We start from the raw sequence: 22,213 nt of genomic DNA, 5'->3' as shown, positions 1-22,213 counted from the left end.
CGGGTCATTCACTCATTCGAACCAGTGTGACTCGGGGATGGGCTGGGTATCTCTCAAGTTCGTATCTGCCAACTGCCTATATCGATTGGCAATTGACGCTTGTTACCGGCAACTGCCACACTGGGCTTGCCTTCAAAGTCGGGGAGGTCGTCATGAAGCGTTCGCAAGCCGCACCACCGATCTTTTTGCTCCTCGCCGCGCTGGTGACGTCGCTGGTCAGCGCCTGCGGACACCGGGCGGGAGCGGCCGCTGGCGACGGCGATCGGATCGTCATCCTCGCCTCGGCGACCTCGAACGAACCTCGCCCGTCGCTGCCCTCGGCGATCGAAAGCCTGCTCGCGGAGACCGCGAACAGCCGGGACGCCACGGACGGGAAGAACGGCAAGGGCGCCCTCGCCATCGTGACCACGGCCGACGGCGACAGCGCGCGGACGTTGCCGCTGACCCCTCGCCGGGCCAATGGCGCCGTCGAGCACGGGTTGCAGCGCGAAAACCTGATCGAGGGCAACGTCCGGCGGGTCACCGAGGCCGTCGCCGGACTGGCCGCCACCAAGCCCGGCCTCGACCTCCTGGCGGGTATCGACAACGCCGTCCGCGGCGTCGGCCCCGGCACGCTGGTCGTGCTCAGCAGCGGGTTGTCGACCGCGGGCGGTTTCGACCTGCGGCGCACCGGATGGCAGCTCGAACCTGGCGCGCTGGCGGCCGAACTGAAGTCGCGCGGTCTCCTGCCGCGACTGGACGGCCGCCGGTTCGTGATGACCGGGATCGGTGCCACCGCGGGCCTTCAGGCGCCACTCTCCTTGCCGACCAGGGAACGGCTTGTCGCGTACTGGCGCGAGATCTGCCGTGCGGCGGGCGCCGCCGAATGTCTCATCGACGACGCGAGGCCCGACCTCCGGCCGCCGAACGGGAACGTCCCCACCCCGGAGGTCCCGGTACCCGGGATCATCTCGGTCAGCGGACCGGACGGGACGACGAAGACGACGTTGTCCAACGACGTGCTCGGTTTCGCCGGGGACTCCGCCGCTCTTTCCCCTGCGGCACAAGGAGTTCTGACGGAGCTGGCGTCGAGGATCGACGCGGAACGGGAGGGCCGGACCGCGGCGAAGATCGTCGTCCGCGGGTTCACGGCGGATCCGCCGGGCTCGACCGAACAGGGCAGGGCCGAACTGTCCGCCGCGCGGGCGAACGCGGTGGCAGGCGCGCTGCGGGCGGCCGGGGTGGACGGTCCGATCGAAGCGAGTGGAGGGGGGACCGCGCCAGGGATGACGGCGATGTCCGGCGGCGTCTTCGACGAGGGTGCCGCCGTGAAGATGCGCCGGGTCGACATCACGTACTGAGAAAAGAGGGAGGCACAGTCATGGACGGCTTGGACCGGATCACGCCCCGTCTGCCCCTGCCACGGGCGGCGGCGGAGGAGTACCACGACGACTACCAGCGGGCGGCCGCCGGGACCCGGGGAAGGCTGGGCGCGCGGATCACGGAGCTGAAGCTCGCCGCCGACCGTGTCCTGCGCACCCCGGTGATCGGGCCCCGCGGACAGTTCATGACCGTGCACGAGGCCAAGCACCGCGCGGAGATGCTGACCGAGCAGATCGACACCGACGAACTGCGCGGCAGCCTGCGGCACTACCGGGTGTCGCGGTCGGCGAAGGTGCTCACCCTCTTCGGACTGGTGGTCGTCGACTTCCCGGTGATGCTCTGGCTGGCGAGTTCGGTGTTCAACGTCGACTGGACGAATCCGCTCGGCCTGCAACTGGTGATCAGCTTCGTGATCTCGGTGCTGGCCACCGGCGGCGCGGCGACGGCGCTGTATCACCTCGGGCACAACCAGCGGGAGAACAAGGACGACCGGCGACGGCTCACCTGGCGCACGCTGTCCCGCGGCTCGAAGCTGAGCATGCTGGCCGCGGTGACGCTGGTGGGGCTGATCGCGGCGGTGATGTTCGTCCGGGTCTACACCGAAGGGGAGCTGAGCGGGCTCGACAGTCTCGCCTTCCTGCTGGCGGTCCTCGTCGCCTTCGTGATGCTCATTTCGGCCGCGCTGGTGTTCTGGACCGCGTTCCGCGACGGCTCGCTCGAACAGGACGATCTCCGGTGCTACAGCGCGATGATCATGCGCTGCGAATCGCTGCGCCGCGAGTACGAGGTCCGCATCGGCGAGCTGACGGCGCAACTGCAGCGGCTCGAAGGCGAGTATCCGTTCCACGCCACGGTCGACACGACCTAACGCCACGCGGGGGCCGCCGTAGCGGATCGAGTCGCTCGGTGGCACCCGCCGGACCGGTGAATCTTGATTACCCGGAGCCGGTCGGACCAAACGAGGATCGGCACTTTGGAGGTGGCGCGCCCCCGGTGGCGGAACGACGATGAGCACGAGGGATCCCGGATCCCGGGGGAAGTCATCTGCCGCTGGAGGTCCGAATGTCCGTCACCGAACGCGTTCCCGTTACCGCGCAAGCGAATTTCCTCGGTTCCGGACCCTATCCGGAGCACCGCTGGCGGGTGGTCCTCTGGTCCGTCCTCGCCGGTTTCGCACTGACGGTGATCTGGTCCGCGCCCTTTGTGGACAGTGTGATCGGCGACAGCGTGGCCAACACCCTCCTGGGGCACAACGCCAAGGAGACCCCGATCGGCGGTGTACTCGCCGGGACGTTCTTCGCGTTCGTTTCGGGACTCGCCGGAACCTTCACCGCGTGCAACATCGCCGCCTTCGGCGCCGTCGCCCCGCTCGTCGGAGGCGAAACCGCCGGACGGCCGAAATTCGTCAACACGCTGAAGCCGCTCGGCTGGATCGCGGCGGGCATGCTGACCGTTTCCGTGGTGTACGGCGTCATCGTCGCGCTCGTCGGCACGCGGATGCCCCAGTTCTCGACCGTGTCCTCACCGGGCGGGCTCACCCCGCGCAACATCCAGTCGATGATCGTCTACGGCGTGATCGGGATCGTGTTCATCGTGCTGGGCCTCGCTTCCGTCGGTATCGTGCGCAATCCGATCGCCGGGCTCGCGCGCCGCTTCCCGCCCGCCCCGCTCGTCCTGATGGGCGCGCTCATCGGCGGGTTCCTCATCGGCCGTCCGTTCCCCCTGTTCCGGATCATGTTCCGCAGTGCGGCCGAAAGCCACAATGTCTTCTACGGCGCCGCCGCGTTCGCCCTGCAGTCTGTCGGCAACATCCTGGTGATGGCGTTGTTGTTCCTCTTGCTCACGCATGGCACGGGCGGACGGCTGCAGCGGTGGATGCTCGCGAAGCCGGCCAGGATCGCCGTGGTGACCGGCGCCGCGCTGCTCGTCGCCGGCACCTTCACGTTGCTGTACTGGGATCTCCGGGTGCTGGGCCGCACCGGCGTCATCTGGTATCCGACCATCAAGTGGTGAAGATCCGCTCCAGGACCTGCTCGACCGAATGCCGAAGGCACCTCGCCGCGTCTTCCCGGCCGGCGAGGTGTTTCAGCAGGCCTTGCTGGAACAGGCCGTCGAAAAGCGCGTACGCCGTCGACGGAGCGAGATCCAGCGGACGGCCGAGCAGTTCCGCGTACCGGGAGACGATCCGCCAGATCATCCGTTCGAGTGTCTCGTCGATGGCGAGGACGTCGGCCCGGAACACCTTTTCGAACAGGCTCTGATTACGAAGGTCGTACCAGAGCCGGTGCAGCGGAGCGTCTTCGCACAACGTGGTGGCCATCGCGGCACCGAAGGCCAGCTTCAGTTCTTCCGCCGTTTTCGCGGTTTCGGCTATCCGGTCGTACCGGGTGACGCATTCGGTCTTGTACTGCTTGACGCAATAGGTGATCAGCTCGACCTTGTCACGGAAGTAATAGTGCAGTACCCCATGGGAGAACTCGGAGTTCTGCGCGATCTCCCGCAGACTCGTCCTGGCATAGCCCAGTTCCGACAACGTGACCAGCGCGGATCTCGCCAGCTGCGCCCGTCGTTGGTCGAACCTGTCCACCTGTCGGGTTTGGTCACCGCTGCGGTCCGCCACGTCGGTCACAGTTCCCCGGTCCCGTCGCCTAGAGTGCCCGCCCGCCGCCGGCACGTCGTGGGATTCTAGCCCGGGAAAGGGTTTTCTTGCGTACGACAGAATTTATTCGAGCCACTCGGTGATGAAATGGTCGCTTTCGTGGATGTGGACGGCTTCGTAGACTTCCGGTCCGATCACGGCGAACTTGTGCGGGGTGTCCGCGGGCACGACCAGGACGTCGCCCGCCGAGCCTTCGCGTTCGACGGCTCCGATGGTGAACCTGGCCCGGCCGTGGATGATGACGAACGTTTCGCCGTACGGATGCTTGTGCAGCCTCGGTCCGGAACCGTCGACGTCGGTCCGCTCGCGGATGATCGAGATCCCGGAGCCGATGTCGCGGCCTTCGACGTTTTCCAGGGTTTCGGTACTCATCCGGCCACCTTAACCCCGGCACCGGGGTCAGAAGGGCGGTTCCGGGCTCCCGGCCGCCACCGGTGTTCGCTCCCACGCGCCGTCCGACGGCGTGCCGCCCGAACTTCGGCCCGCTTTGTTCACCTTCGCCGTGGCATAGCGCAGTGAGGGGCCGATCTCGTCGACGTCGAGTTCCACCACCGTCCGTTTCTCGCCTTCCTTGGTTTCGAACGATCGCTGCTTCAGCCTGCCCTGAACGATCACCCTGGTGCCCCGGGTGAGTGATTCGGTCAGGTTCTCCGCGGCCTGTTTCCACAGCGTGCAGCGCAGGAACAGCGGGTCGCCGTCACGCCATTCCCCGCTCGCGCGGTCCAGCACTCGCGGTGTCGACGCGACGGTGAAGTTCGCGACCGCCGCACCTGACGGGGTGAACCTCAACTCGGGATCGGTCGTCAGGTTGCCGATCACCGTGAGCACCGTTTCTCCGGCCATGGGACTTCCTCCTCGCTTCCGCGCGCGGGCCCCGGACGGGCCCGCTGTCGCCTGGGAAGAGGAGACCACCGGGGTACGACAGTTTCTCCACGCCCCGCGGCGCTCGGACGTCGTGAGAGGGAGGTTCAAGCCGGAAAGTGCCGTGAAGTTCCCTCTCACGACTCCTGTGCGGCCGAGACGCTCGCGCCGAGCCGGGCGAGCCCTTCGTCGAGCCGATCGGGGCCGACCAGCCCGTAACCGATCACCAGCCCGCCTCGCGTTCCCCCATACGTGGAAAGGCTTTCGACGGCCACCCCGGCGCGCGCCGCCGCCGCGATCACACCGTCCACAGTGACCGTCGCGTGTGGAGTGACCGGCGCGCACAGATGAAGTCCGGCACTGGAAGGAACGATTTCCAGCACGTCCCGCAGCTCGTCGCGAACGAAGGCCAGGATCCGGTCGCGCCGCACCGCGTACTCCCGGGTGGCCTTGCGTACGTGGCGGGCCAGGAGGCCCTCGTCGATGAAACTCGCCATCGCCGACTGGGTGACGAGGTCACCGTGCCAGTCCATCAGCTGTTTCGCCTGCCGCAGGGCCGGGCGCAGTGAGGCGGGGGCGACCAGGAAACCGAGACGCAACAAGGGAAGCAGGGTCTTCGAGAAGGAGCCGACGTAGAGCACCCGCCCGTGGTGGTCCAGGCTTTGGAGCGGCTCGAGCGGGCGATCCGAGAACCGGTACTCGCTGTCGTAATCGTCCTCGACGATCACCGCGTCGTTCCGCTCGGCCCACGCCAGCAACGCCGTCCTCCTGGCGAGGGACATCGCCGTGCCGAGCGGGAACTGGTGCGACGGTGTCGTGTAGATCAGCCGGGTGCCCTTGGGGAGCGCGGTGACGTCGAGTCCCTCGGCGTCCACGGGGACCTTCACGACCCGGGCGCCGAGCGAGGCGAACAGCCGCGCGGCGGGCGGATAGCCGGGGTCTTCGACGGCGACGGGTGTACCGGGCTCGATCAGGACCCGGCCGATCAGGTCGAGAGCCTGCTGCGCCCCTTGCGTGACCAGGACGTCCTCTCCGCTCGCCCGCACCGACCGCGCGGCGCCGATGTGCCGGGCGATCGCCACCCGCAGCGTTTCGAGCCCGGCCGGATCGGCGTAGCCCGACCGCGGCGGCAACGAGGGCCGCAGCGCTTGGCTCACCAGCCGTCGCCAGGTCCGCAGCGGGAACAGGGCCGGATCCGGGACGCCGACGCGGAAGTCGAAGGCGGGCACGGACCGGTCGGCGCCGAGCGGGGGCGGGAGCGAACGCCACCGCGCCACGGGCCGGACCCCGGCACCCGCGGGGGCGGCACGATCCGCCCGCGCCACGGGATCGGCGCTGACGAACGTCCCCCGCCCGACGTGCCCGCTGAGGAAACCCTCCGCGGTGAGCCGCTCGTACGCGACCGCGACGGTGTTGCGTGAGACGTCGAGTTCGCGGGCCAGTTCCCTGGTCGGCGGCAGGCGTTCCCCGGCGCGCAGGCGTCCGTCGAGGATGCCGTCGCGGAGCTGCCGGTAGATCCGCGCCGCCAGGTCGGTGTGACCGTCGAGGCTGATGTGGAACGGCACGCCGCGAGCCTACATTGGCCCAATCAAAGTGTCGTGTAATGGAGCTGGGATGTGGCCAATGCGGTGCCTAACTTGAGACCATGGAGTCCACGAAACGACTGGCACTGGCCCAGCTGATCAGCTCCGTCGGCGACGGCGCCTACTACGTCAGCTCAGCCCTGTACTTCACGCTGATCGTCGGGTTGTCGCCCGCGCAGGTCGGCCTCGGGCTCACCGTGGGCTGGGCGATCGGCTCGGTGGCCGGGGTGGCGCTGGGGCATCTGGCCGACCGGCGCGGGCCGAGGGGGACCGCCGTGCTGCTGGGCCTGGGGACGGCGGCGTCCGTCACCGCGTTCCTCTTCGTCGGTTCGGCCGTCGCCTTCGTGCTCGCGGCCTGCGTCTACGCCTGCTTCCAATGCGGACTCGGCGCGGCGCGGCAGGCGCTGCTCGCCGGGCTGGTCGACCCGGCCGGGCGCACGACGTTCCGCGCCCGGCTGCAGGCGATGTCCAACGCGGGGATCGCGACCGGCGCGGCCCTCGGCGGGATCGCGCTGGCCATCGGTACGCGGGAGGCATTCCTGACCGTCTTCGTCATCGACGCGCTCAGTTTCGTCGCGGCGGCCCTCATCCTCCGCGAGGTGCCTTCGGTGGCACCGGCGCCCGTGCGGACCGGCGAGCCGTCCGTGGCCGTGCTCCGCGATCGTCCGTACGCGCTGTTGGCCCTGCTCAACATGATCATGTTGCTGTACATGCCGCTGTTCAGCCTCGTCCTGCCGCTGTGGATCTCGACCCGCACGGCTGCCCCGAGCTGGCTGGTTTCGGCGATGCTGGTGCTGAACACCGCCAGTGTCGTGGTCTTCCAGGTCCGGGTGGCACGGGGGGTGACCGGTCTGCGCAGCGCTTCCCGCTACGCCCGGCACGCCGGAGCGCTGCTTTTCGTCTCCTGTCTCGTCTTCTCGTTCTCCGCCATGAGCAGTTCGGCATGGACGGCGGCGCTGGTCCTGCTCGCGGGGGCCGCGTTGCAGGTGGTGGGGGAGATGGCCCAGGCGGCGGGCTCGTGGGAGATCGGCTTCGGTCTCGCGCCCGAGGGCAGGCAGGGCCAGTACCAAGGACTTTTCGGGGCCGGGACGGCCATCGCCCGGATGCTCGGCCCGGTGCTGCTGACCAGCCTGATCCTGGTCGGCGGGGCGCTGGGCTGGGTTGTGCTGGGCGGGCTGTTCCTGCTGGCAGGCGCGCTCATCGGCCCTGTCGTCCGCTGGGCCGAACGGACCAGGCCGGGTCAGTCCTCGAGTGACTGCCGGAAATGGGAGGCGAGGTCGAGTACCGCGGCCTCTTCCGGGGTGTACCAGGCGAAGGCGTCGTGTTCTTCGGGATTGAGCACGACTTCGCCCGGCTCGTCCTCGGCGAGCGCGTAGACCCTCGCGTGGATCCGCATCGGCCTGCCCTCGACGTCGTCCCAGCTGTGGGCACCGCGTTCGCCGGTGATCCGCACGGTCAGCCCGGTCTCCTCGGCGAACTCGCGGACCGCGGTTTCCGGTGGCGGCTCGCCCGGCTCGACGGTCCCTCCCGGCAGTTCCCAGTGGCCGCCGAGGAAGGAGCCCGGCCGTCGCCGGAGGAACAGGATCTTCCCACCGCGGATGAGCCTGCCGTAGGCCAAGTACTTGTCCGTCACCAGCGCATCTTCCCGTATCCGGAGGACTTTTCCGATCGAGGACCGAACCTGTCCGCAATGGCTCGTAGCGTAAGCGTCATGGACAACACGGAGATCCGCCCCTTCCGCCTCGACATCCCCCAGGACCAGCTGGACGAACTGCACGCGAAGCTCGACAGCGTGCGCTGGCCCGCCCCGCTCCCCGGCGACGGCTGGGACGCCGGGGTGCCGGTGGCCTGGCTGCGCGGACTCGCCGAATACTGGCGCGACGGCTACGACTGGCGCGCCGCCGAACGCGAGATCAACGGTTTTCCGCAGTACACCACGGAGATCGACGGGCAGCGCATCCACTTCCTGCACGTCCGCTCGCCCGAAGCCGACGCGACACCGCTGATCCTCACGCACGGCTGGCCGGGTTCGGTGGTGGAATTCCTCGACGTCATCGGCCCGCTCACGGACCCGAAGGCGCACGGCGGCGACCCCCGGGACGCGTTCCATCTGGTGATCCCGTCGCTGCCGGGGTTCGGTTTCTCGGGCCCCGTCTCGGATTCCGGCTGGACGATGCCGAGGATCGGCCGTGCCTGGGCGGAGCTGATGCGCCGGCTCGGTTACGAACGCTACGGCGTGCAGGGCGGTGACCTCGGTGCTTCCGTGTCGCCGGAGGTCGGCCGCGCCGAGCCGGACAAGGTGATCGGGGTACACGTCAACGGCGGCCTGACGCCGATGCCGCCGATGTCGCTGCCCGAGGAGGAACTCGCGTCGCTGACCGACATCGAACGTGATCGCATCCGGCGGATCGCGGCCTTCATGCGGGAAGAGGCCGGATACATCGCCATCCAGTCGACGCGGCCGCAGACCCTCGGCTACGGGCTCGTGGACTCGCCGGTGGCTCAGCTGGCCTGGATCATGGACAAGTTCCGCGAGTGGACGCATCCGCGCCCGACGCTGCCGGAAGAGATCATCGACCGTGACCGGTTGCTGACCAACGTCATGTTCACCTGGCTCACCGGCACGGCGGCTTCGTCCGCGTACGTCGGCTACGCGCAGGCGGAAACCTGGGGAGCCGTCGAGAAGAACTCAGGCGTGCCGACGGCGGCGCTGATCTTCGCGCACGACGTCGGGATCCGGCGGTATTCGGAAGCCGCGCACACCATCGTGCGGTGGACCGACGTCGACCGTGGCGGGCACTTCGCGGCTCTGGAAGAGCCCGAGATCCTGGTCAATGATGTGCGAGAGTTCTTCCGGTCCCTCAAATGACGAGGACGGCCGCTTCCCCGAGGAAGCGGCCGTAATCGTCCACTTCGGACTCGAGCCCGGAGATAGTGGACCGCGAAAGCGCGGCGAAGGGTTCGACGACGACCTTCGTTTGCTTCGCGGCTCGCTTGACACGCCAGGTTCCGGCGATCCGGCCGTCCACCAGTACGGTGGGCGCGATCATCCCGCCGCCGGAGTTGACGCGTTTCGCGTGTGCCGGGTCGAGAAGCAGATCGCGGTCGGTGTAGCCCAGCAGGTACGGGTCGAAAGCGCCGAGCAGGCGAGGGGGACAGCGGGGAGCGGAGAGATCGGTTTCCCGGAGTGCGAAGCCGACGCCGGCGGGCACGAGATCCAGTACGTCGAAGGCCTTGCGGCAGAGACCGAGCGGGAGCCCGGACCAGGTAGCGAAGTCTCCGGCCGTCGCGATGCCATACGCGGTCAGATAGCGGTGGGCCAGTTCCGCGTGAGGGTCGGGCGGATCGTTTCCCTCGGTGGTCCACTCGTCGAGGAGGACGTACGTCGGCTCCGCCCCGTCGTCCGGGCCTCGGCAGAGCAAACCGCGATTGGCCGCGTACGCCAGCAGATGAGGCGGCGCCTGTGACGTCGCGTCGAGCACGATCCCGGCGGCCGCCAAGCCTTTCAGGATCTCTTGCCGGGTGAGTGCCTTGCCGGGCAAGAGATCCTGGAGGTGCTTCAGCGCGCGTTCGCAGAGTTCGTCGGTGAGGTCGAGTTGTCTGCGCCGTCCCTTGCCCGCCTGGGCGTTACGTGGGCCGAACAGCCGGTTCAACCAGCGGAGATCCGCTGTCGGCACCAGATGGAGCGTCTTGCGCATCAGCCAGGTGCGGGCCACCTCACGGGAGGTGTCGACGTCCTGCGGGGTCAGGCCCCGGCCGCGGACCCGGACCGCGAGCCTCGCCGCGGGACTCGACTGTGCCTGGATCGCGGCGACCGCCCTGGTCACGGAGAGTACGTCCGGGGCGGGGGCGGAGAGCAGTTGAGCGCGGGCGCGGATCGCCCGGATGTCGTCGTCGGACAGCGTCACCCGTTGACGATCTCATGGGCGTGCACGGGTTCCGTGTGCACGACCGCTTCCGCGAGCCGCGGCAGGACCTGGCGCAGCCGCTGTTCGACTTCGTGGGCCAGATGGTGCGCCTCCGTGACGGTCAGTCCGGGCTCGACCGAAACCGCCAGCTCCGCGCGCTGGCTGTGGCCGATCCAGCGCATCCGCAGATCCCGCGTGCCGAGTACTCCAGGGACTTCGGCGGCCGCGCGCTCGGCGCGATCGACGTCGGCCGGGTCCACCGCGTCCATCAGGCGGCGGAAGACCTCCTTGGCGGCGTCGCGCAGGACGAACAGGATCGCGACCGTGATGGCGAGGCCGATGATCGGGTCGGCCTGCGGGAACCCGAACGCGACGCCGGCGGCCCCGAGTACCACCGCGAGCGACGTGAACCCGTCCGTCCGCGCGTGCAGCCCGTCGGCGACCAGCGCGGCGGACCCGATCTCCCGGCCGACCGTGATCCGGTACCTGGCCACGAGTTCGTTCCCCGCGAAGCCGATGACCCCCGCCGCCGCGACCACCCACAGATGCCGGACCGGCCGCGGGTCCAGCAGCCGCTCGATCGACTCGTATCCGGCGAGGAAGGCCGAGGCCGCGATCAACAGGACGACGAGCACCCCGGCGAGGTCTTCGGCGCGCCCGAGTCCGTAGGTGTAGCGGCGGGTGGCGGCGCGACGGCCGAGCACGAAGGCGATCCCGAGCGGGACGGCGGTCAGCGCGTCGGCGAAGTTGTGGATCGTGTCGCCGAGCAACGCCACCGAACCGGTGACCAGCACCAGCGCGAGCTGCGCGACGGCGGTGACGAACAGCGCGGCGAATGACCAGATCAGCGTGCGGACGCCGCGTTTGCTGGTCTCCAGCGCGGTGTCGACGCGGTCGGCGCTGTCATGACTGTGCGGGGTCAGGAGATGGCGGAGGCGGCTTTTCGCCGGCTGGTGGCCGTGGCTGTGTCCATGGCCGTGCCCATGCCCGTGTCCGGTCATCGCTCACCTCGTTGTCGTGCTGCCTGCGTATTCGTTGTCATGCTACCTGCGCAGTCATGCAGATACGCAGGCAGAAGGGTAACCGGTACCCTGCGGGTATGCACGAGTCGGTCCCGGATTTCGAGATGCCCACCGAGGAACAGGTCCACCTGGCCGCGGAGACCTTCCGGCTGCTCGCCGATCCGACGCGGATCAAGGTGCTCTGGGCGCTCCTGCAGGGCGAGTCCTCGGTCGCCTGTCTCGCGGACCTGGCGGGCGCGGCGCCGACCGCGGTCAGTCAGCATCTCGCGAAACTGCGGCTCGCCGGGCTGGTCAAGGGGCGCCGCGAGGGAACGTTCGTCTACTACTCCGCGGCCAACGACCACGTCCGCGGCCTGCTCGCGCAGGCGTTGTTCCACGCCGACCACATCGATCGCGACATCCCCGCGCTGCACACCGCGGCGAAACCCCACCGTCCGGCGGCCCGCTGAATCCGGCTACGGTGGAGCCGTGACCCAGTCCTCGTACCCGGCCGCCCTGCGGTGGCTGTTGTTGTGCGTGGTGGCACTGGGTCTGGTCGGGATGCATCACGTCACCGCCGAGTCCGGCCACGGCGCCGGGCACGGGACAGCCGCGGTCGCGATGGCGGATCCCTGCTGCCAGGACGTTCCTGCGCACCACGACGACGGTGACCACAGTGGACTGCACCTGTGTCTCGCGGTACTCGCCGCGGCCGTGCTCCTGATCGTCACCTGGCTGCTCGTCCGAAATGGACGGACCGCGGCGACCTGGCCGTCGTGGGAGGCGGGCGGTTCGGCCACGGGACGTGATCCTCCGCGCTGGAGACCGGTTCCGGAACGGTTGGCCTTTCTCTGCGTGTCTCGGGTGTGACAGGCGGGTACGTCCCGCCCAACCTGAATCCGACCTGAGGAAGAACCATGACCAGCAAGAAACTGGTCGGGGCGGCTCTCGCTGCCCTGGCCTCCTTCAGCGTGCTCACCGGATGCGCGAGTTCCGACACCGCTTCCAGCGGGCACGCCATGTCCTCGATGAACGCGCCCGCGCCGCGGCAGGGTGACCACAACCAGGCCGACATCACGTTCGCGCAAGGGATGATCCCGCACCACGAACAGGCGATCGCGATGGCGAAACTCGTCGACGGGCGCACGCGCGACGCGAAGGTCGTCGATCTCGCCACGCGGATCCAAAAGGCGCAGGATCCGGAGATCCAGCAGCTGACCGGCCTGCTGAAGGGCTGGGGAGTGGCGCCGTCCGGTGATCACTCCGGGCACGGCTCGATGTCCGGCATGATGACCGAAGAGGACCTCGCGAAACTCGGGCAGGCCAAGGACGCCGCTTTCGACCGGCAGTGGCTGGAGATGATGGTCAAACATCACGAGGGTGCGCTCATGATGGCGAAGACCGTGCTGCAGCAGGGAAGTAATGCGGAGGTGAAAGCCTTGGCGCAGAAGGTGATCGACGGTCAGCAGGCCGAGATCACGGAGATGCGGGCACTGCTCGGCTGAGTCCTGTGTCGCGAGGGCGCATCCGGGCGACTCGGCAGCACAACCAGTCCACCGGGTGGCGCGTGAAGGCCCCCTTCCCTCGGCTCAGCCGAGGAAACTCGACCTTCACACCTTGCCCAGTACATGATGGCCCCCTTCCTTGCGCCAGGCGCAAGGAAGGGGGCCATCATGTACTTCGAGGTCCGCGCCGGGGTGTGGCTCGCTGCTGTGAAGGGCCCCTTGCCTACCTCAAGGTAGTGAAGGAGGCCTTCACTACCTGGCGGCTGGTGAGGGACTCCTCGATGAAGCAGGGCGTATCCCGAATGTGCGGTTCGCGTGGGTTGTGAGTGATAAGTGGCGTTCTATTGAGAGGTAAGGCAAACGTGGCGTGATCGACTCAATGCCGTGAAGGTCCCCTTGCCTACCCTCAAAGTAGCGAAGGAGACCTTCACTACTCGGCGACCTACGCGGGACTCCCTCGCGAGACGGGGGCTGTCCGCAAAGGACAGATTTCGGCGACTCGGCGGCCGGTTCGTGCCGCGGTCTGATGTCTCCAATGTGGCATTGGGGGCACTCAGCGTCCCCAATGCCACATTGGAGACATGCCCGGCTCCCGGAGTCTTCACCGACATGATCGGCAGCTGCGGCTTCGGGAGAACGCGGAGTTGGGGTGTTGGTTACGACAACTTTGCCTTACCCCTCAATAACTCAGGTCCGAGTGCCTACCACCGACATCCCCAGTACCAGTTCGCTCGCGGGGTCACAGCCGAGCAGATCCTCCACCAGCTCGTCGCGAAGCGCCGCGGTGAACGTGACGTTCAACCCGAGCGCGGTCGCCAGCAGGTAGACGGTCTGGCTGAGGTGCCCGACGTCCATCAGCAGGACCCGGTACGTCCGGCTCACCGGGTACTTCCACTGGTTCCGCTCGATCACGCTGGTGTAGATCAGCAGCGCGCCGGCGTTCCTGGTCCACTCCTGGTCGCCGGAGAGCGCGACGAGTTCGTCGTCGTCGATTTTGCCGTCCAGGGGGATGAGCCCGTGCCGGAAGCCGTCATAGTGGTAGATCCCGCGATCCAGGTCCTCGACGTTCCGCGCGTAGACGTACACCTCGGTCGGATGCCTCGCCCCGCCCGACGGGCTCGTCTTGAAGACGTTGCCGGTGGCCGGGATGTCGGCATGCGTTTCCGGTCTGGTCGGCCGGCCTGCGGTGAGGAGAGCGCTCAGATCGCGCAGCGGTACGGGATCTTCGCCGAACTCGCGTGTGCTCCTGCGCTTGCTCAGCGCTTCGCCGAGCCCGATCGCGTTCAGTGGCTCCGGTGAAGGTTCGGGCAGTGGTATCGCGCCGGACTCGTCCGACGGCCGTACCGGAGAAGGCGGAGGGCTGGCCTTCGCCTTCTCCAGCAAGGTTTTCGCGGTTGTTTCGCTGGTCGTGAACTCGGTGTCACGCAAGGATCGGGTGCCGAAGTGGAACGCCCGCGCGGACGTTCCCCAAGGCCCCCAATCCCGAAGGATCTCTTCTTCCCTACGCTGACGGGAAGAACCTTTGACCACCAGCACGTCGTACCGGATCATCGCTCGCGCGATACGGACGAGTCTTTCCCCCGTCTCGGGATTTTCGTCCGCGTCACGCACCGATTCCGGTTCTCGCCAGGAACTGAACCATCGCAGTACTCGTTCGGTTCCTTCGGCGAGTTTGAGCTGGCGATGCCCGAGGTGATCGTCCCAGATCACGTCACCGTCGGACCAATAGAGCGTTCCGCAAGTGGAAACCCTTACCAGCATCGAATGTCTTGCGCCCCAGTCCCCAGTTAAGTGAATACGTTACGAATACGCCCGGTCATTCAGTGTCGCGAGCGGAAAGGAGGCCCGCCGTGTGGCGGCGGCTCGAACCCGCCCCAAGTGCTCTGCGCCTTGTACTCCGCTTCGAGTTCCAGCAAGAACTCGTCTTCTTCATCGTCGTGCATGTGGCCGATCCTCTCCGTGAGCGGTTGGTCCGGTCAAGTGAATTTACCGACACCAACAGAGTACCGGAGCAGTACGACAAATTACGCCGAGTGATCACTCAGGCGCTGTTTGAGTTCGCGTACATCGGCGGAGTCCGAAATGCCGAGATCCGTGTACAGCCGCAAAGCGAAGCGTCGATGACGTTCCGCTTTCGATCGCTCACCGAGAAGATCGAACGCGGCCGCCATCTCCTTGTGGGCGATGGTCAGCATGCTGCGATTCCCGGTCGAGTCGAGCACTTCCATCGCGGTGGTGAACTGGGTGACCGCGAGCGCGGCGTCCCCGAGTTCGCGCGAATTGATACCGAGGGCCAGAAAGCATTCCGCCTCGAGATCGGGTGATTCGTTCTCGTGAGCCAGTCGCAGTGCCTGGTCGAGTTCCGCGGCGGCCTCGGGATAGCGCCTGTTCTCGGTGTGGATCAGGCCGATCCGGTGCCTCGCACGGGCTTCGATCAGCACGCTGCCATGGGCATGGGCGGTTTCGCGGACCCAGCCGAGGTGTTCGATCGCCTCGTCCGACTCGCCCTTCAGCCAGTGGGTGACACCCGAATTGCCCCTGGCCCGGCACTGCATCCGCACGTCGCCGGTGGTCGACGCCAGTTCGAACACCTCGTTGAACAGCCGGTTCGCCTCGGTGAATTCGTTGAGCCGCCACAGGGTGAGCGCGTACATGTGCAAAGCCTGGTACTCGAGGACCACGCTGCCCGTGACCCGGGCGGCGGACAGGGCGAGGGTCTCGAGTTCTCTGGCCTGGCGGTAATAGCCGCGGTTGTCGAAGTAGCGCCAGACCGACGAGCAGAAGGGCACGAGGTCCGAATAGTGCTGGTGGTTGTTCATCGCCACGGCCACCGGCAGGACGTTCTGCCATTGGGCGTCCATCCAGTGCGCTGCCTGGTCGTAGTCGACGAAGGACTGGGTGAACTCGCTCTTCGGCACTTCGAGGCCGCCGCCCGATTCCTCTTCGGAATCCGGGTCGATGAATTCCATCGCGGCGGCGACGGTGGAGCGGTAGTAGTCGAACAGCCGTCGCATCATCGCTTCGCGCTGGTGTTCCGGTTCCTCCGCGAGCAGCAGTTCGCGGCCGTAACTGCGGAGAAGGTCGTGCATCTCGTACCGGTCCATCGACGGTTGGCGCAAAAGATTCACGTCGACCAGGCGCTCGGCCAGACGGCGGGCCTCGCCGAGGTCCACTTCCGCCAACGCCGCCGTCGAATGGAGATCGAACGCGGCGCCGGGATGATGGCTCAAACGTCGGAAGACCCGACGTTCGGTTTCGGTCAGGTTCAGATAGGACACCCGGAACGCGCCCGCGACGTCGCGTTCCCCGGCGGTGAGTTCGCTGAACCTGTTCCGTTCGTCGCGCAATTGCCTGGCGACGAAGTCGAGCGTCCAGGACGCCCTCGCCCGCAGCCTGCTCGCCGTGACGGCGAGCGCGAGCGGGAGATCGCCGCACAGGCTCGCGACCTGGTCGACCGCGTCGGGCGATTCCCGCCTGAGCCGGGACGGCCCGACGATCCGGCCGAGCAGGTCCACCGCGTCCGCGCGGCTGAACGGTTCCAGGGAGAGCAGTTCGGCGCCGTCGAGATCGGCGAGCCGGGTCCGGCTGGTGATCAGCACGCAACAGCTGGCCGCGCCGGGCAGCAGCGGGCTGACCTGTGTCGCGCTGATGGCGTTGTCCAGCACCAGGAGGACGCGCTTGCCCGCCAGGCAACTGCGGAACAGGGCCGCGCGCTGACCGGTCCCGGCGGGGATGTCCGAACCCTGGATGCCGAGTGAGCGGAGCAGCGCTTCGAGCGCCACGGCCGGGTCGACCGGATCGCCCGCCGGCGAGAATCCTTCGAGGTTCACGAAGAGCTGCCCGTCGGGGAACAGCGGCGCGAGCCGGTGCGCGGCGTGGACGGCCAGCGCGGTCTTGCCGACCCCGGGCATCCCGTCGATCGCGATCAGCTTCGGCCCGGTCAGCGAGTCGTCCCGGCCGATTTCGAGGACCGTCCGCAGCTCGTCGGCGCGACCGCCGAACGCGGGGAGATCCGCGGGAAGCTGCGCGGGCCGGGGGAAGAGCGCCTTCTGCGCGTCCGCGTCCTCGCGACGCCCGCCGGTGTCCGCCCCGGCGCGGAGTCCGCCGACGCCGTACCGGACGAGGGCGCTGTCCTCCATCAGCTCCGGGTCGGTGCGCAGGATCTGCTGGTGGAGCGTGCTCAGTTCGGTACCCGGGTCGACGCCGAGTTCCTCGGCCAGCGCGATCCTGCTCCGGTCGAAGGCGCGGAGCGCGTCCGCGCCGCGGCCCGCCCGGTAGAGCGCCAGCATGGTCAAGCGCTGCAGGGTCTCGCGGGTGGGATGCCAGGCGGCGAGGTCGAAGGCCTGGCGGGCCGCCGCGTCGGTCTCGCCGAGCCGGAGCCTCGCGCCGATCAGGAGTTCGCCCGCGGCGAGCCGTTCTTCGTCGAGCCGGCGCGCCGTCTGCTCGATGGCTTCCCCTTCGAGACCGTCGAAGGCCGGGCCGCGCCAGAGCGCGAGCGCGTCCGCGAGCTTGGCCGCCGCCTGGGAGATCAACCCGGCGGCCAGGAGTTCGGCGCCCTCGCGATAGCCCGCTTCGAAGCGGACCGAGTCGAGCGAAGCGCTGCTGATGACGATGCGGTAGGCGGAGCCGGTGGTGACCACCGCGGACCGCGCCACGCCGAGATCGTGCCGCAGCCGCGCGATCGCGTTGCTGACCTGGCGGACCGCGGTCTTCGGTGGATTGTCCGGCCACATCGTGCCGATCAGGTACGACGCCGGGACGAGCCTTCCCGCGTTGATCAGCAGGCAGGCGAGCAGACGTTGTTCACGACGTCCGCCGAGCCGGACTGGGACGCCGTCGACCTGGGCTTCGAGCGGGCCGAGGACGGAGAAACCGAGCTGAGCGGGAGGACCGGTATGCGTCGGATCGCCGCCGAGGGAGGGCGATCCCGCCGATTCAGGTAACGGACCGGCGGTCATATGCCACTATGTCGTCCGAGACCGTGAGCGTGCTCACGCACTACCTCCCAGTCCGCTCGCCCGGTGACCGGCACCCTAGCCCACCGCGGCGGCCTCAGCCAGGTCGGCGCGGGGTCGCCATCCGGCATTCGGCCTAACGGGCGGGCGTGTGCCTGCCTTGGAACCGGTCCTGATTCTACTCCCGGTGATCCCTGAGCTGCGCGGATGTCCGCCGGTGAAGAGCCGATGTAATTCCGATGCAGGGCCTTGGAAAGCTGAAGACATCAGCTGACGGGTTCGGCGCGACGGGGCAGCGTGCCGAATCGAATGCAGGGGCTCCGCGGCGGTTGGCCTTTCTACTGGGGGTGGCCAACCGCCCTGGGAGCCCTTTTCCGTCACAGGTCCTCTCGCGTTCAGCCTCTGACCAGGTGTGATCGGCCGCCGTCGCGGGTACCCGGGCGAGGGAGGAGAGGAGTACGCCCATGCGCCCGGTCTGGAGCGGTTCGCTTTCACTCGGCCTGGTGACGGTGCCGGTCCGGTTGTACAGCGCGGTCGAGGACCACACGGTGCACTTCCGCCAGTTCCAGCGCGGGACCGAGGACCGCATCCGGTACCGGCGGGTGAACGAACGCACCGGCAAGGAAGTCGACTACGACGACATCGTCAAGGGTTACGAGCTCGACAGCGGCGAGTACGTGGTCGTCGAACCCGAGGAACTCGACGAGATCGCCCCCGGCCGCTCGAAGTCGCTCGACATCGAGAGCTTCGTCGAGCTGGACGCCATCGACCCGATGTTCTTCGACAAGACGTACTGGCTCGCGCCCGCCAAAGCGGAATTCGAGCGGCCGTACGCGTTGCTCCTCGAAGCGATGCGCTCGTCGGGCCGGGCCGGGATCGCGAAGTTCGTCATGCGCGGCCGCGAGTACCTCGCCCTGGTCCGCTCGGGGGACGGCGTCATGGTGCTCAACACCCTCCATTTCGCCGCCGACCTGCGCGATCCCGCCGAGCAGCTGACGGACCTGCCGGGCAAGGCGCAGGCGCGCGGCAAGGAGCTCGACATGGCCCTCAACCTCATCGACGCGATGAGCGACGACTGGCGGCCCGAGGAGTACCACGACACCTACACCGATCGCGTACGGAAGCTGATCGCGGCCAAGAAGAAGGGCGAGACCATCACACCCGCGACCGAGCCCGGTGAGCCGACCAAGGTCGTCGACCTGTTCGAGGCGCTTTCGAGGAGCGTCGAGAGCGGGAAGGCCAAGAAGCGCTCCGGCTCCGGCGCCAAGGCGGGCACGGCCAAGAAGTCCCCGGCGAAGAAGGCTCCGGCCAAGAAGGCGCCGGCTGCGAAAGACCTCTCCTCGCTGTCGAAGGCGGATCTGGAGAAGCTGGCGCGGGAGCGGGACATCAAGGGCCGGTCGAAGATGACGCGAGCCGGGCTGGAGAAGGCGCTCAAGGCCTCGTGACCTGGACGTCCGCCGCGGTCAGTTCGTCCGCGACGGCCTCGATCAGCAGCCGGACGTCCTCGGCCGCCGTCGCGTGCAGTCCCTCCGAAACGATCAGGATGTCGGACGTCGTGGCGGAGACCGCGGAGTGCCCGCTCTGCCGGTTCGTCCAGCGCCGCGCGTGGGCTTGGCCGTCCTCGTCGGCGAAGATCACCTCGCCCGGGTTCGGATGCTCGACGGTGCCCGCGAAGGTCACGTATTTCTCGTCGCCCCGGGCGTGGCGGACCACGAGCGAGCCACTGATCTTCGCGATGTCGAGTACCGCGACCGGGATGGCGTACGCGACCGAGACCGCGTTGCAGAGGTCGATCACCGGATGGATGCGGGGGAGGGTGCCCTCCTTGCGCAACCTGCGCAGCAGGGATTCCGACGCACAGCGATACTGCGTCGGTTTCAGGCCCATCTTGGCGAACGCCCGGCGCCACGCCTGGATCTCGGGGAACTCCGATTCCGGGCCGTCCGCGAGCCGTCGCGTCGCCCGCGCGAGGAACTTCTCGAGGTCGACCGGCATCGCGGGGGTGATTCCGGTGGCCGAGAGGGTGCCGACGGCCAGGCCGGGGTGCTCGGCGCGGACCGCGGGATCGTGCTGGAGTCGCATACGGGACCTGTCTACTGGGTGGTGAACGCGAGTTTGGCGCCGAGCGCGGCGAAGGAACCGGCGAAGATCCGCCGCATCCAGGCGAGCACGCGCGGCCGGGAGATGACGTGGTGGCGCACGCCGGCGGCGAGGACGCCGTAGACGCTGAACACCACGAACGTCGCCAGCATGAACACCCCGCTCAGCAGCAGCATCCGAGGCACCGAACCGGGCTCGCCCGCCGGGACGAACTGGGGCAGGAACGCGAAGAAGAACAGCGTCAGCTTCGGATTCAGGACGTTGATCAGCACGCCCGAGGTGATCGTCCGCAGCGCCGACCTGGGTTCGGGATCGCCCTCCACGACGATCGCCTCCCGGTCCCTCAGCGTCGCCCACGCCATGTAGAGAAGGTAGGCCACGCCGAGGTATTTGATGATTTCGAACGCCACCGCGCTCGCGTGCAGCAAGGCCGCGAGGCCGGTGATCGCGGCGACCATATGGGGGATGATGCCGAGCGTGCAGGCTGTCGCGGCGAGGACGCTCGCGCGTCTCCCGCGGGCCAGTCCGGCAGACAGGGTGTAGACCACGCCGGTGCCGGGCGTGGCGACCACGACCAGCGTGGTGATCAGGAAGGCGATGCTCACGCCGATCACTCTGCGCGGTCTTTGGTCCGATGAACAGAGCCAAAGCGGCGCAACTGCACTGGACCAAAACCGCTGCGGGAGCCGGCGCCGAGGCGGTGTGAGCCCGTCACCGGATGGAGTGGCATGATGCACGCTCGCACGTCGACGAGGAAGGCCAAGGTTTGAGCGCGCGCACCTCGCAGATGGACGACCTCCGGCTGGTGGCACAACCGAACGCCCTGTTGTGCTCCGAGCTCTTCGTCCGTCTCATCCTCTCGGATTGGTCCTTGCGGCCGTTGCTCGATCAGGCGAAGACCGCCGCGGCCCGATTGGTGGGCGCGCTCGTCGACGCGGCCGATCCGAAGGAGCCGCCGTTCTTCACGCTGAGACTGCGGCTGCGGTCGGACGTCCTGGCCATCGAGGTCGACCACGAACTGGACGGTCTTCCCACGCCGACACCGGCGCCGGGGGAGCGGACCGGGGTGGCGCCGAGTGAGACCGGCGGCGTCACCACCTGGTGCGAGCTGCCGCTGCCCGGTGGCCTGTCCGCCGGGCAGGTGCGGCTGCCGCGCCGCGGCGACCGCCGGACGCTGGTGGACGAGCCGGTCTCCGGTGAGCCCGTCGGCGCCGATCCCGAGGTGCTGGAACGACTTCTGTCCCGGCTGAGCGGCTGGTCCGGCTGATCCTCGTGAAAGGATCCGAGGATGGGCTCAAAGCGTGTGACGACACCGATTCTGGAGATCGAGTACGAGCACACTGGTGACGCGCACGCGTCGCCGGTGATCTTGCTTCACGGGTTCCCCTACGACGTGCGGGCCTACGACGAGGTCGCGCCGGTCCTCGCGGCGGGCGGCGCCTCGGTGTACGTCCCCTTTCTCCGCGGGTTCGGTGGGACCCGGTTCCTCGACGACGCGACGCCCCGCTCCGGGCAACAGGCCGCACTCGCGCGGGACCTGCTCGACTTCATGGACGCGCTGGGGCTCGAAAACGCCGTCGTCGCCGGATACGACTGGGGTGGTCGCGCGGCGTGCATCGCGGCCGCGCTGTGGCCGGAACGTGTGCGCGGGCTGGTCTCGGTGGACGGCTACAACGTCCAAAATCTCGCCTATGCCGGGGAACCGGCGCCGCCCGAGTGGGAACGCACCTACTGGTATCAGTTCTATTTTCATTCCGAGCGAGGCCGCCGCGGGCTCGCGGAGAACCGCGACGAGCTGTGCGCCCTGCTGTGGCGCACCTGGTCGCCGACCTGGGCAGGCGCCGACGCGGCCTTCACGGCCAGCGCCCCCAGCCTGCACAATCCGGACTTCGTCGACGTCGTCATCCACTCCTATCGCCACCGATTCGGTCTGGCGGAAGGGGATCCCCGGTATCAGGCGCTCGAAGACCTGATCGCGAAGGAACCGGTCATCACGGTTCCGACGGTCGTGCTGGAAAGCGGGGACGACGGCGTCGGCGGGCCCAGTGCGGAGGGCGACCGCGAGTACTTCACGGGCGCGTACGAGCACCGTGTCCTGCCGGGTGTCGGGCACAACGTTCCTCAGGAGGCCCCGGAGGCGTTCGCCGCCGCCGTCGCCTCTCTGCTCTAGGACAAGACGGCGGCCGACGGCGTGAGAGTGATCACCCGTCCGTGTGCGTGACGATTCTTGATCAAGGGTTGTCCTTCCCATGTACGGCGCACGATCCGGGCGCCACGGA

The 22,213-nt window shown here is 68.2% G+C and carries 22 protein-coding genes and 1 pseudogene; 11 read left to right on the top strand and 12 right to left on the bottom strand.

The features are described from left to right. The first annotated feature begins 152 nt into the window (after window positions 1-152). The 3 genes from L324_RS40390 (at window position 153) to L324_RS40380 (ending at window position 3,375) form a co-directional block, all read left to right on the top strand. Window positions 153-1,340 carry an OmpA family protein gene (locus tag L324_RS40390; protein WP_081736633.1) on the top strand — a complete coding sequence of 396 codons (1,188 nt, stop codon included), beginning with the start codon at window positions 153-155 and terminating at the stop codon, window positions 1,338-1,340. 20 nt (window positions 1,341-1,360) lie between these two features. Continuing rightward, window positions 1,361-2,230 (top strand): hypothetical protein, encoded by an 870-nt coding sequence (locus L324_RS40385; protein ID WP_051174412.1) that lies wholly within the window; start codon window positions 1,361-1,363, stop codon window positions 2,228-2,230. 194 nt (window positions 2,231-2,424) lie between these two features. Next, window positions 2,425-3,375, top strand: coding sequence for a hypothetical protein (locus L324_RS40380; protein WP_037321574.1), 951 nt, complete (start codon window positions 2,425-2,427; stop codon window positions 3,373-3,375). On the opposite strand, the gene L324_RS40375 is transcribed toward L324_RS40380, so the two are convergent. The 4 genes from L324_RS40375 to pdxR all read right to left on the bottom strand — a co-directional run bounded on the left by L324_RS40375 (window position 3,365) and on the right by pdxR (window position 6,447). Next, a complete protein-coding gene (locus L324_RS40375; RefSeq protein WP_037321572.1) occupies window positions 3,365-3,991 on the bottom strand; it encodes a TetR/AcrR family transcriptional regulator in 627 nt (208 codons plus the stop codon). The genes L324_RS40380 and L324_RS40375 overlap by 11 nt on opposite strands. A gap of 93 nt (window positions 3,992-4,084) precedes the next feature. Beyond that, the gene (locus L324_RS40370) at window positions 4,085-4,393 is read right to left on the bottom strand and encodes a cupin domain-containing protein (protein ID WP_037321570.1); all 309 of its coding nucleotides are present in this window, start codon (window positions 4,391-4,393) and stop codon (window positions 4,085-4,087) included. A 27-nt stretch (window positions 4,394-4,420) separates the two neighbouring features. Continuing rightward, window positions 4,421-4,864, bottom strand: a complete 444-nt coding sequence (locus L324_RS40365; RefSeq protein ID WP_037321569.1) for a single-stranded DNA-binding protein — start codon at window positions 4,862-4,864, stop codon at window positions 4,421-4,423. Window positions 4,865-5,019: 155 nt separating this feature from the next. Beyond that, complete coding sequence (pdxR, locus tag L324_RS40360) at window positions 5,020-6,447, bottom strand: MocR-like pyridoxine biosynthesis transcription factor PdxR (RefSeq protein WP_037321567.1); 1,428 nt, start codon at window positions 6,445-6,447, stop codon at window positions 5,020-5,022. Window positions 6,448-6,527: 80 nt separating this feature from the next. Here pdxR and L324_RS40355 point away from each other — a divergent pair. Beyond that, window positions 6,528-7,700, top strand: a pseudogene (locus L324_RS40355) (MFS transporter); the annotation flags it as partial. Between the two features lie 5 nt (window positions 7,701-7,705). Here L324_RS40355 and L324_RS40350 read toward each other — a convergent pair. Continuing rightward, window positions 7,706-8,098: an NUDIX domain-containing protein gene (locus tag L324_RS40350; protein ID WP_037321565.1), complete on the bottom strand. Its 393-nt coding sequence runs from the start codon at window positions 8,096-8,098 to the stop codon at window positions 7,706-7,708. A 78-nt stretch (window positions 8,099-8,176) separates the two neighbouring features. Between L324_RS40350 and L324_RS40345 the strand changes: the two genes are divergently transcribed. Continuing rightward, complete coding sequence (locus L324_RS40345) at window positions 8,177-9,334, top strand: epoxide hydrolase family protein (protein ID WP_037321562.1); 1,158 nt, start codon at window positions 8,177-8,179, stop codon at window positions 9,332-9,334. Here the strand turns inward: L324_RS40345 and L324_RS40340 are convergent. After that, window positions 9,327-10,373: a winged helix DNA-binding domain-containing protein gene (locus tag L324_RS40340; RefSeq protein ID WP_037321559.1), complete on the bottom strand. Its 1,047-nt coding sequence runs from the start codon at window positions 10,371-10,373 to the stop codon at window positions 9,327-9,329. The two genes, L324_RS40345 and L324_RS40340, sit on opposite strands and share 8 nt — an antisense overlap. Continuing rightward, entirely contained in the window at window positions 10,370-11,374 is a 1,005-nt protein-coding gene (locus tag L324_RS40335) for a cation diffusion facilitator family transporter (protein ID WP_037321556.1), read from the bottom strand. The genes L324_RS40340 and L324_RS40335 overlap by 4 nt, the downstream gene beginning before the upstream one ends. Before the next feature lie 98 nt (window positions 11,375-11,472). On the opposite strand from L324_RS40335, the gene L324_RS40330 reads away from it, so the two are divergent. The 3 genes from L324_RS40330 to L324_RS40320 are packed head-to-tail and all read left to right on the top strand — an operon-like array spanning window position 11,473 to window position 12,879. After that, window positions 11,473-11,844, top strand: a complete 372-nt coding sequence (locus L324_RS40330) for an ArsR/SmtB family transcription factor (RefSeq protein ID WP_037321553.1) — start codon at window positions 11,473-11,475, stop codon at window positions 11,842-11,844. Between the two features lie 19 nt (window positions 11,845-11,863). After that, window positions 11,864-12,244, top strand: a complete 381-nt coding sequence (locus L324_RS40325) for a DUF6153 family protein (protein ID WP_037321550.1) — start codon at window positions 11,864-11,866, stop codon at window positions 12,242-12,244. A gap of 47 nt (window positions 12,245-12,291) precedes the next feature. Then, window positions 12,292-12,879 (top strand): DUF305 domain-containing protein, encoded by a 588-nt coding sequence (locus L324_RS40320; RefSeq protein WP_037321547.1) that lies wholly within the window; start codon window positions 12,292-12,294, stop codon window positions 12,877-12,879. Window positions 12,880-13,566: 687 nt separating this feature from the next. Here the strand turns inward: L324_RS40320 and L324_RS40315 are convergent. The 3 genes from L324_RS40315 to L324_RS40310 form a co-directional block, all read right to left on the bottom strand. Then, on the bottom strand, window positions 13,567-14,589 hold the full coding sequence (locus L324_RS40315; RefSeq protein WP_235783791.1) for a SagB/ThcOx family dehydrogenase: 1,023 nt from the start codon (window positions 14,587-14,589) through the stop codon (window positions 13,567-13,569). 110 nt (window positions 14,590-14,699) lie between these two features. Next, window positions 14,700-14,822, bottom strand: a complete 123-nt coding sequence (locus tag L324_RS43945; protein ID WP_256376517.1) for a hypothetical protein — start codon at window positions 14,820-14,822, stop codon at window positions 14,700-14,702. Window positions 14,823-14,903: 81 nt separating this feature from the next. Next, entirely contained in the window at window positions 14,904-17,837 is a 2,934-nt protein-coding gene (locus tag L324_RS40310; RefSeq protein ID WP_037321542.1) for an AfsR/SARP family transcriptional regulator, read from the bottom strand. Between the two features lie 461 nt (window positions 17,838-18,298). Here L324_RS40310 and ku point away from each other — a divergent pair, with 461 nt between their 5' ends. Beyond that, window positions 18,299-19,279, top strand: coding sequence for a non-homologous end joining protein Ku (gene ku, locus L324_RS40305; RefSeq protein WP_037321540.1), 981 nt, complete (start codon window positions 18,299-18,301; stop codon window positions 19,277-19,279). Here the strand turns inward: ku and L324_RS40300 are convergent. Together L324_RS40300 and L324_RS40295 are read right to left on the bottom strand one after the other, a co-directional pair. Next, complete coding sequence (locus L324_RS40300; protein ID WP_037321537.1) at window positions 19,266-19,916, bottom strand: B3/B4 domain-containing protein; 651 nt, start codon at window positions 19,914-19,916, stop codon at window positions 19,266-19,268. The two genes, ku and L324_RS40300, sit on opposite strands and share 14 nt — an antisense overlap. Window positions 19,917-19,927: 11 nt before the next feature. Continuing rightward, the gene (locus L324_RS40295) at window positions 19,928-20,539 is read right to left on the bottom strand and encodes a LysE family translocator (RefSeq protein WP_037321813.1); all 612 of its coding nucleotides are present in this window, start codon (window positions 20,537-20,539) and stop codon (window positions 19,928-19,930) included. A gap of 161 nt (window positions 20,540-20,700) precedes the next feature. On the opposite strand from L324_RS40295, the gene L324_RS40290 reads away from it, so the two are divergent. Both L324_RS40290 and L324_RS40285 read left to right on the top strand, forming a co-directional pair. Next, window positions 20,701-21,201, top strand: coding sequence for a hypothetical protein (locus L324_RS40290; RefSeq protein ID WP_037321534.1), 501 nt, complete (start codon window positions 20,701-20,703; stop codon window positions 21,199-21,201). Window positions 21,202-21,222: 21 nt separating this feature from the next. After that, a complete protein-coding gene (locus L324_RS40285) occupies window positions 21,223-22,104 on the top strand; it encodes an alpha/beta fold hydrolase (protein WP_037321531.1) in 882 nt (293 codons plus the stop codon). The last annotated feature ends 109 nt before the right edge of the window (window positions 22,105-22,213 follow it).

Source organism: Amycolatopsis orientalis DSM 40040 = KCTC 9412 (assembly GCF_000478275.1).
Lineage (GTDB): Bacteria > Actinomycetota > Actinomycetes > Mycobacteriales > Pseudonocardiaceae > Amycolatopsis > Amycolatopsis orientalis.
The sequence above is the reverse complement of the archived record's forward strand: the minus strand, read 5'-3'. Positions and strand labels throughout refer to the sequence as shown.

Excerpts from the sequence above, each read along its gene's own strand:
- L324_RS40390 (WP_081736633.1), top strand. The coding sequence starts at position 153 with ATGAAGCGTTCGCAAGCCGCACCACCGATCTTTTTGCTCCTCGCCGCG.
- L324_RS40385 (WP_051174412.1), top strand. The coding sequence starts at position 1,361 with ATGGACGGCTTGGACCGGATCACGCCCCGTCTGCCCCTGCCACGGGCG.
- L324_RS40380 (WP_037321574.1), top strand. The coding sequence starts at position 2,425 with ATGTCCGTCACCGAACGCGTTCCCGTTACCGCGCAAGCGAATTTCCTC.
- L324_RS40370 (WP_037321570.1), bottom strand. The coding sequence starts at position 4,393 with ATGAGTACCGAAACCCTGGAAAACGTCGAAGGCCGCGACATCGGCTCC.
- L324_RS40365 (WP_037321569.1), bottom strand. The coding sequence starts at position 4,864 with ATGGCCGGAGAAACGGTGCTCACGGTGATCGGCAACCTGACGACCGAT.
- L324_RS40345 (WP_037321562.1), top strand. The coding sequence starts at position 8,177 with ATGGACAACACGGAGATCCGCCCCTTCCGCCTCGACATCCCCCAGGAC.
- L324_RS40335 (WP_037321556.1), bottom strand. The coding sequence starts at position 11,374 with ATGACCGGACACGGGCATGGGCACGGCCATGGACACAGCCACGGCCAC.
- L324_RS40330 (WP_037321553.1), top strand. The coding sequence starts at position 11,473 with ATGCACGAGTCGGTCCCGGATTTCGAGATGCCCACCGAGGAACAGGTC.
- L324_RS40320 (WP_037321547.1), top strand. The coding sequence starts at position 12,292 with ATGACCAGCAAGAAACTGGTCGGGGCGGCTCTCGCTGCCCTGGCCTCC.
- L324_RS43945 (WP_256376517.1), bottom strand. The coding sequence starts at position 14,822 with ATGCACGACGATGAAGAAGACGAGTTCTTGCTGGAACTCGAAGCGGAG.
- L324_RS40310 (WP_037321542.1), bottom strand. The coding sequence starts at position 17,837 with ATGACCGCCGGTCCGTTACCTGAATCGGCGGGATCGCCCTCCCTCGGC.
- ku (WP_037321540.1), top strand. The coding sequence starts at position 18,299 with ATGCGCCCGGTCTGGAGCGGTTCGCTTTCACTCGGCCTGGTGACGGTG.
- L324_RS40300 (WP_037321537.1), bottom strand. The coding sequence starts at position 19,916 with ATGCGACTCCAGCACGATCCCGCGGTCCGCGCCGAGCACCCCGGCCTG.
- L324_RS40285 (WP_037321531.1), top strand. The coding sequence starts at position 21,223 with ATGGGCTCAAAGCGTGTGACGACACCGATTCTGGAGATCGAGTACGAG.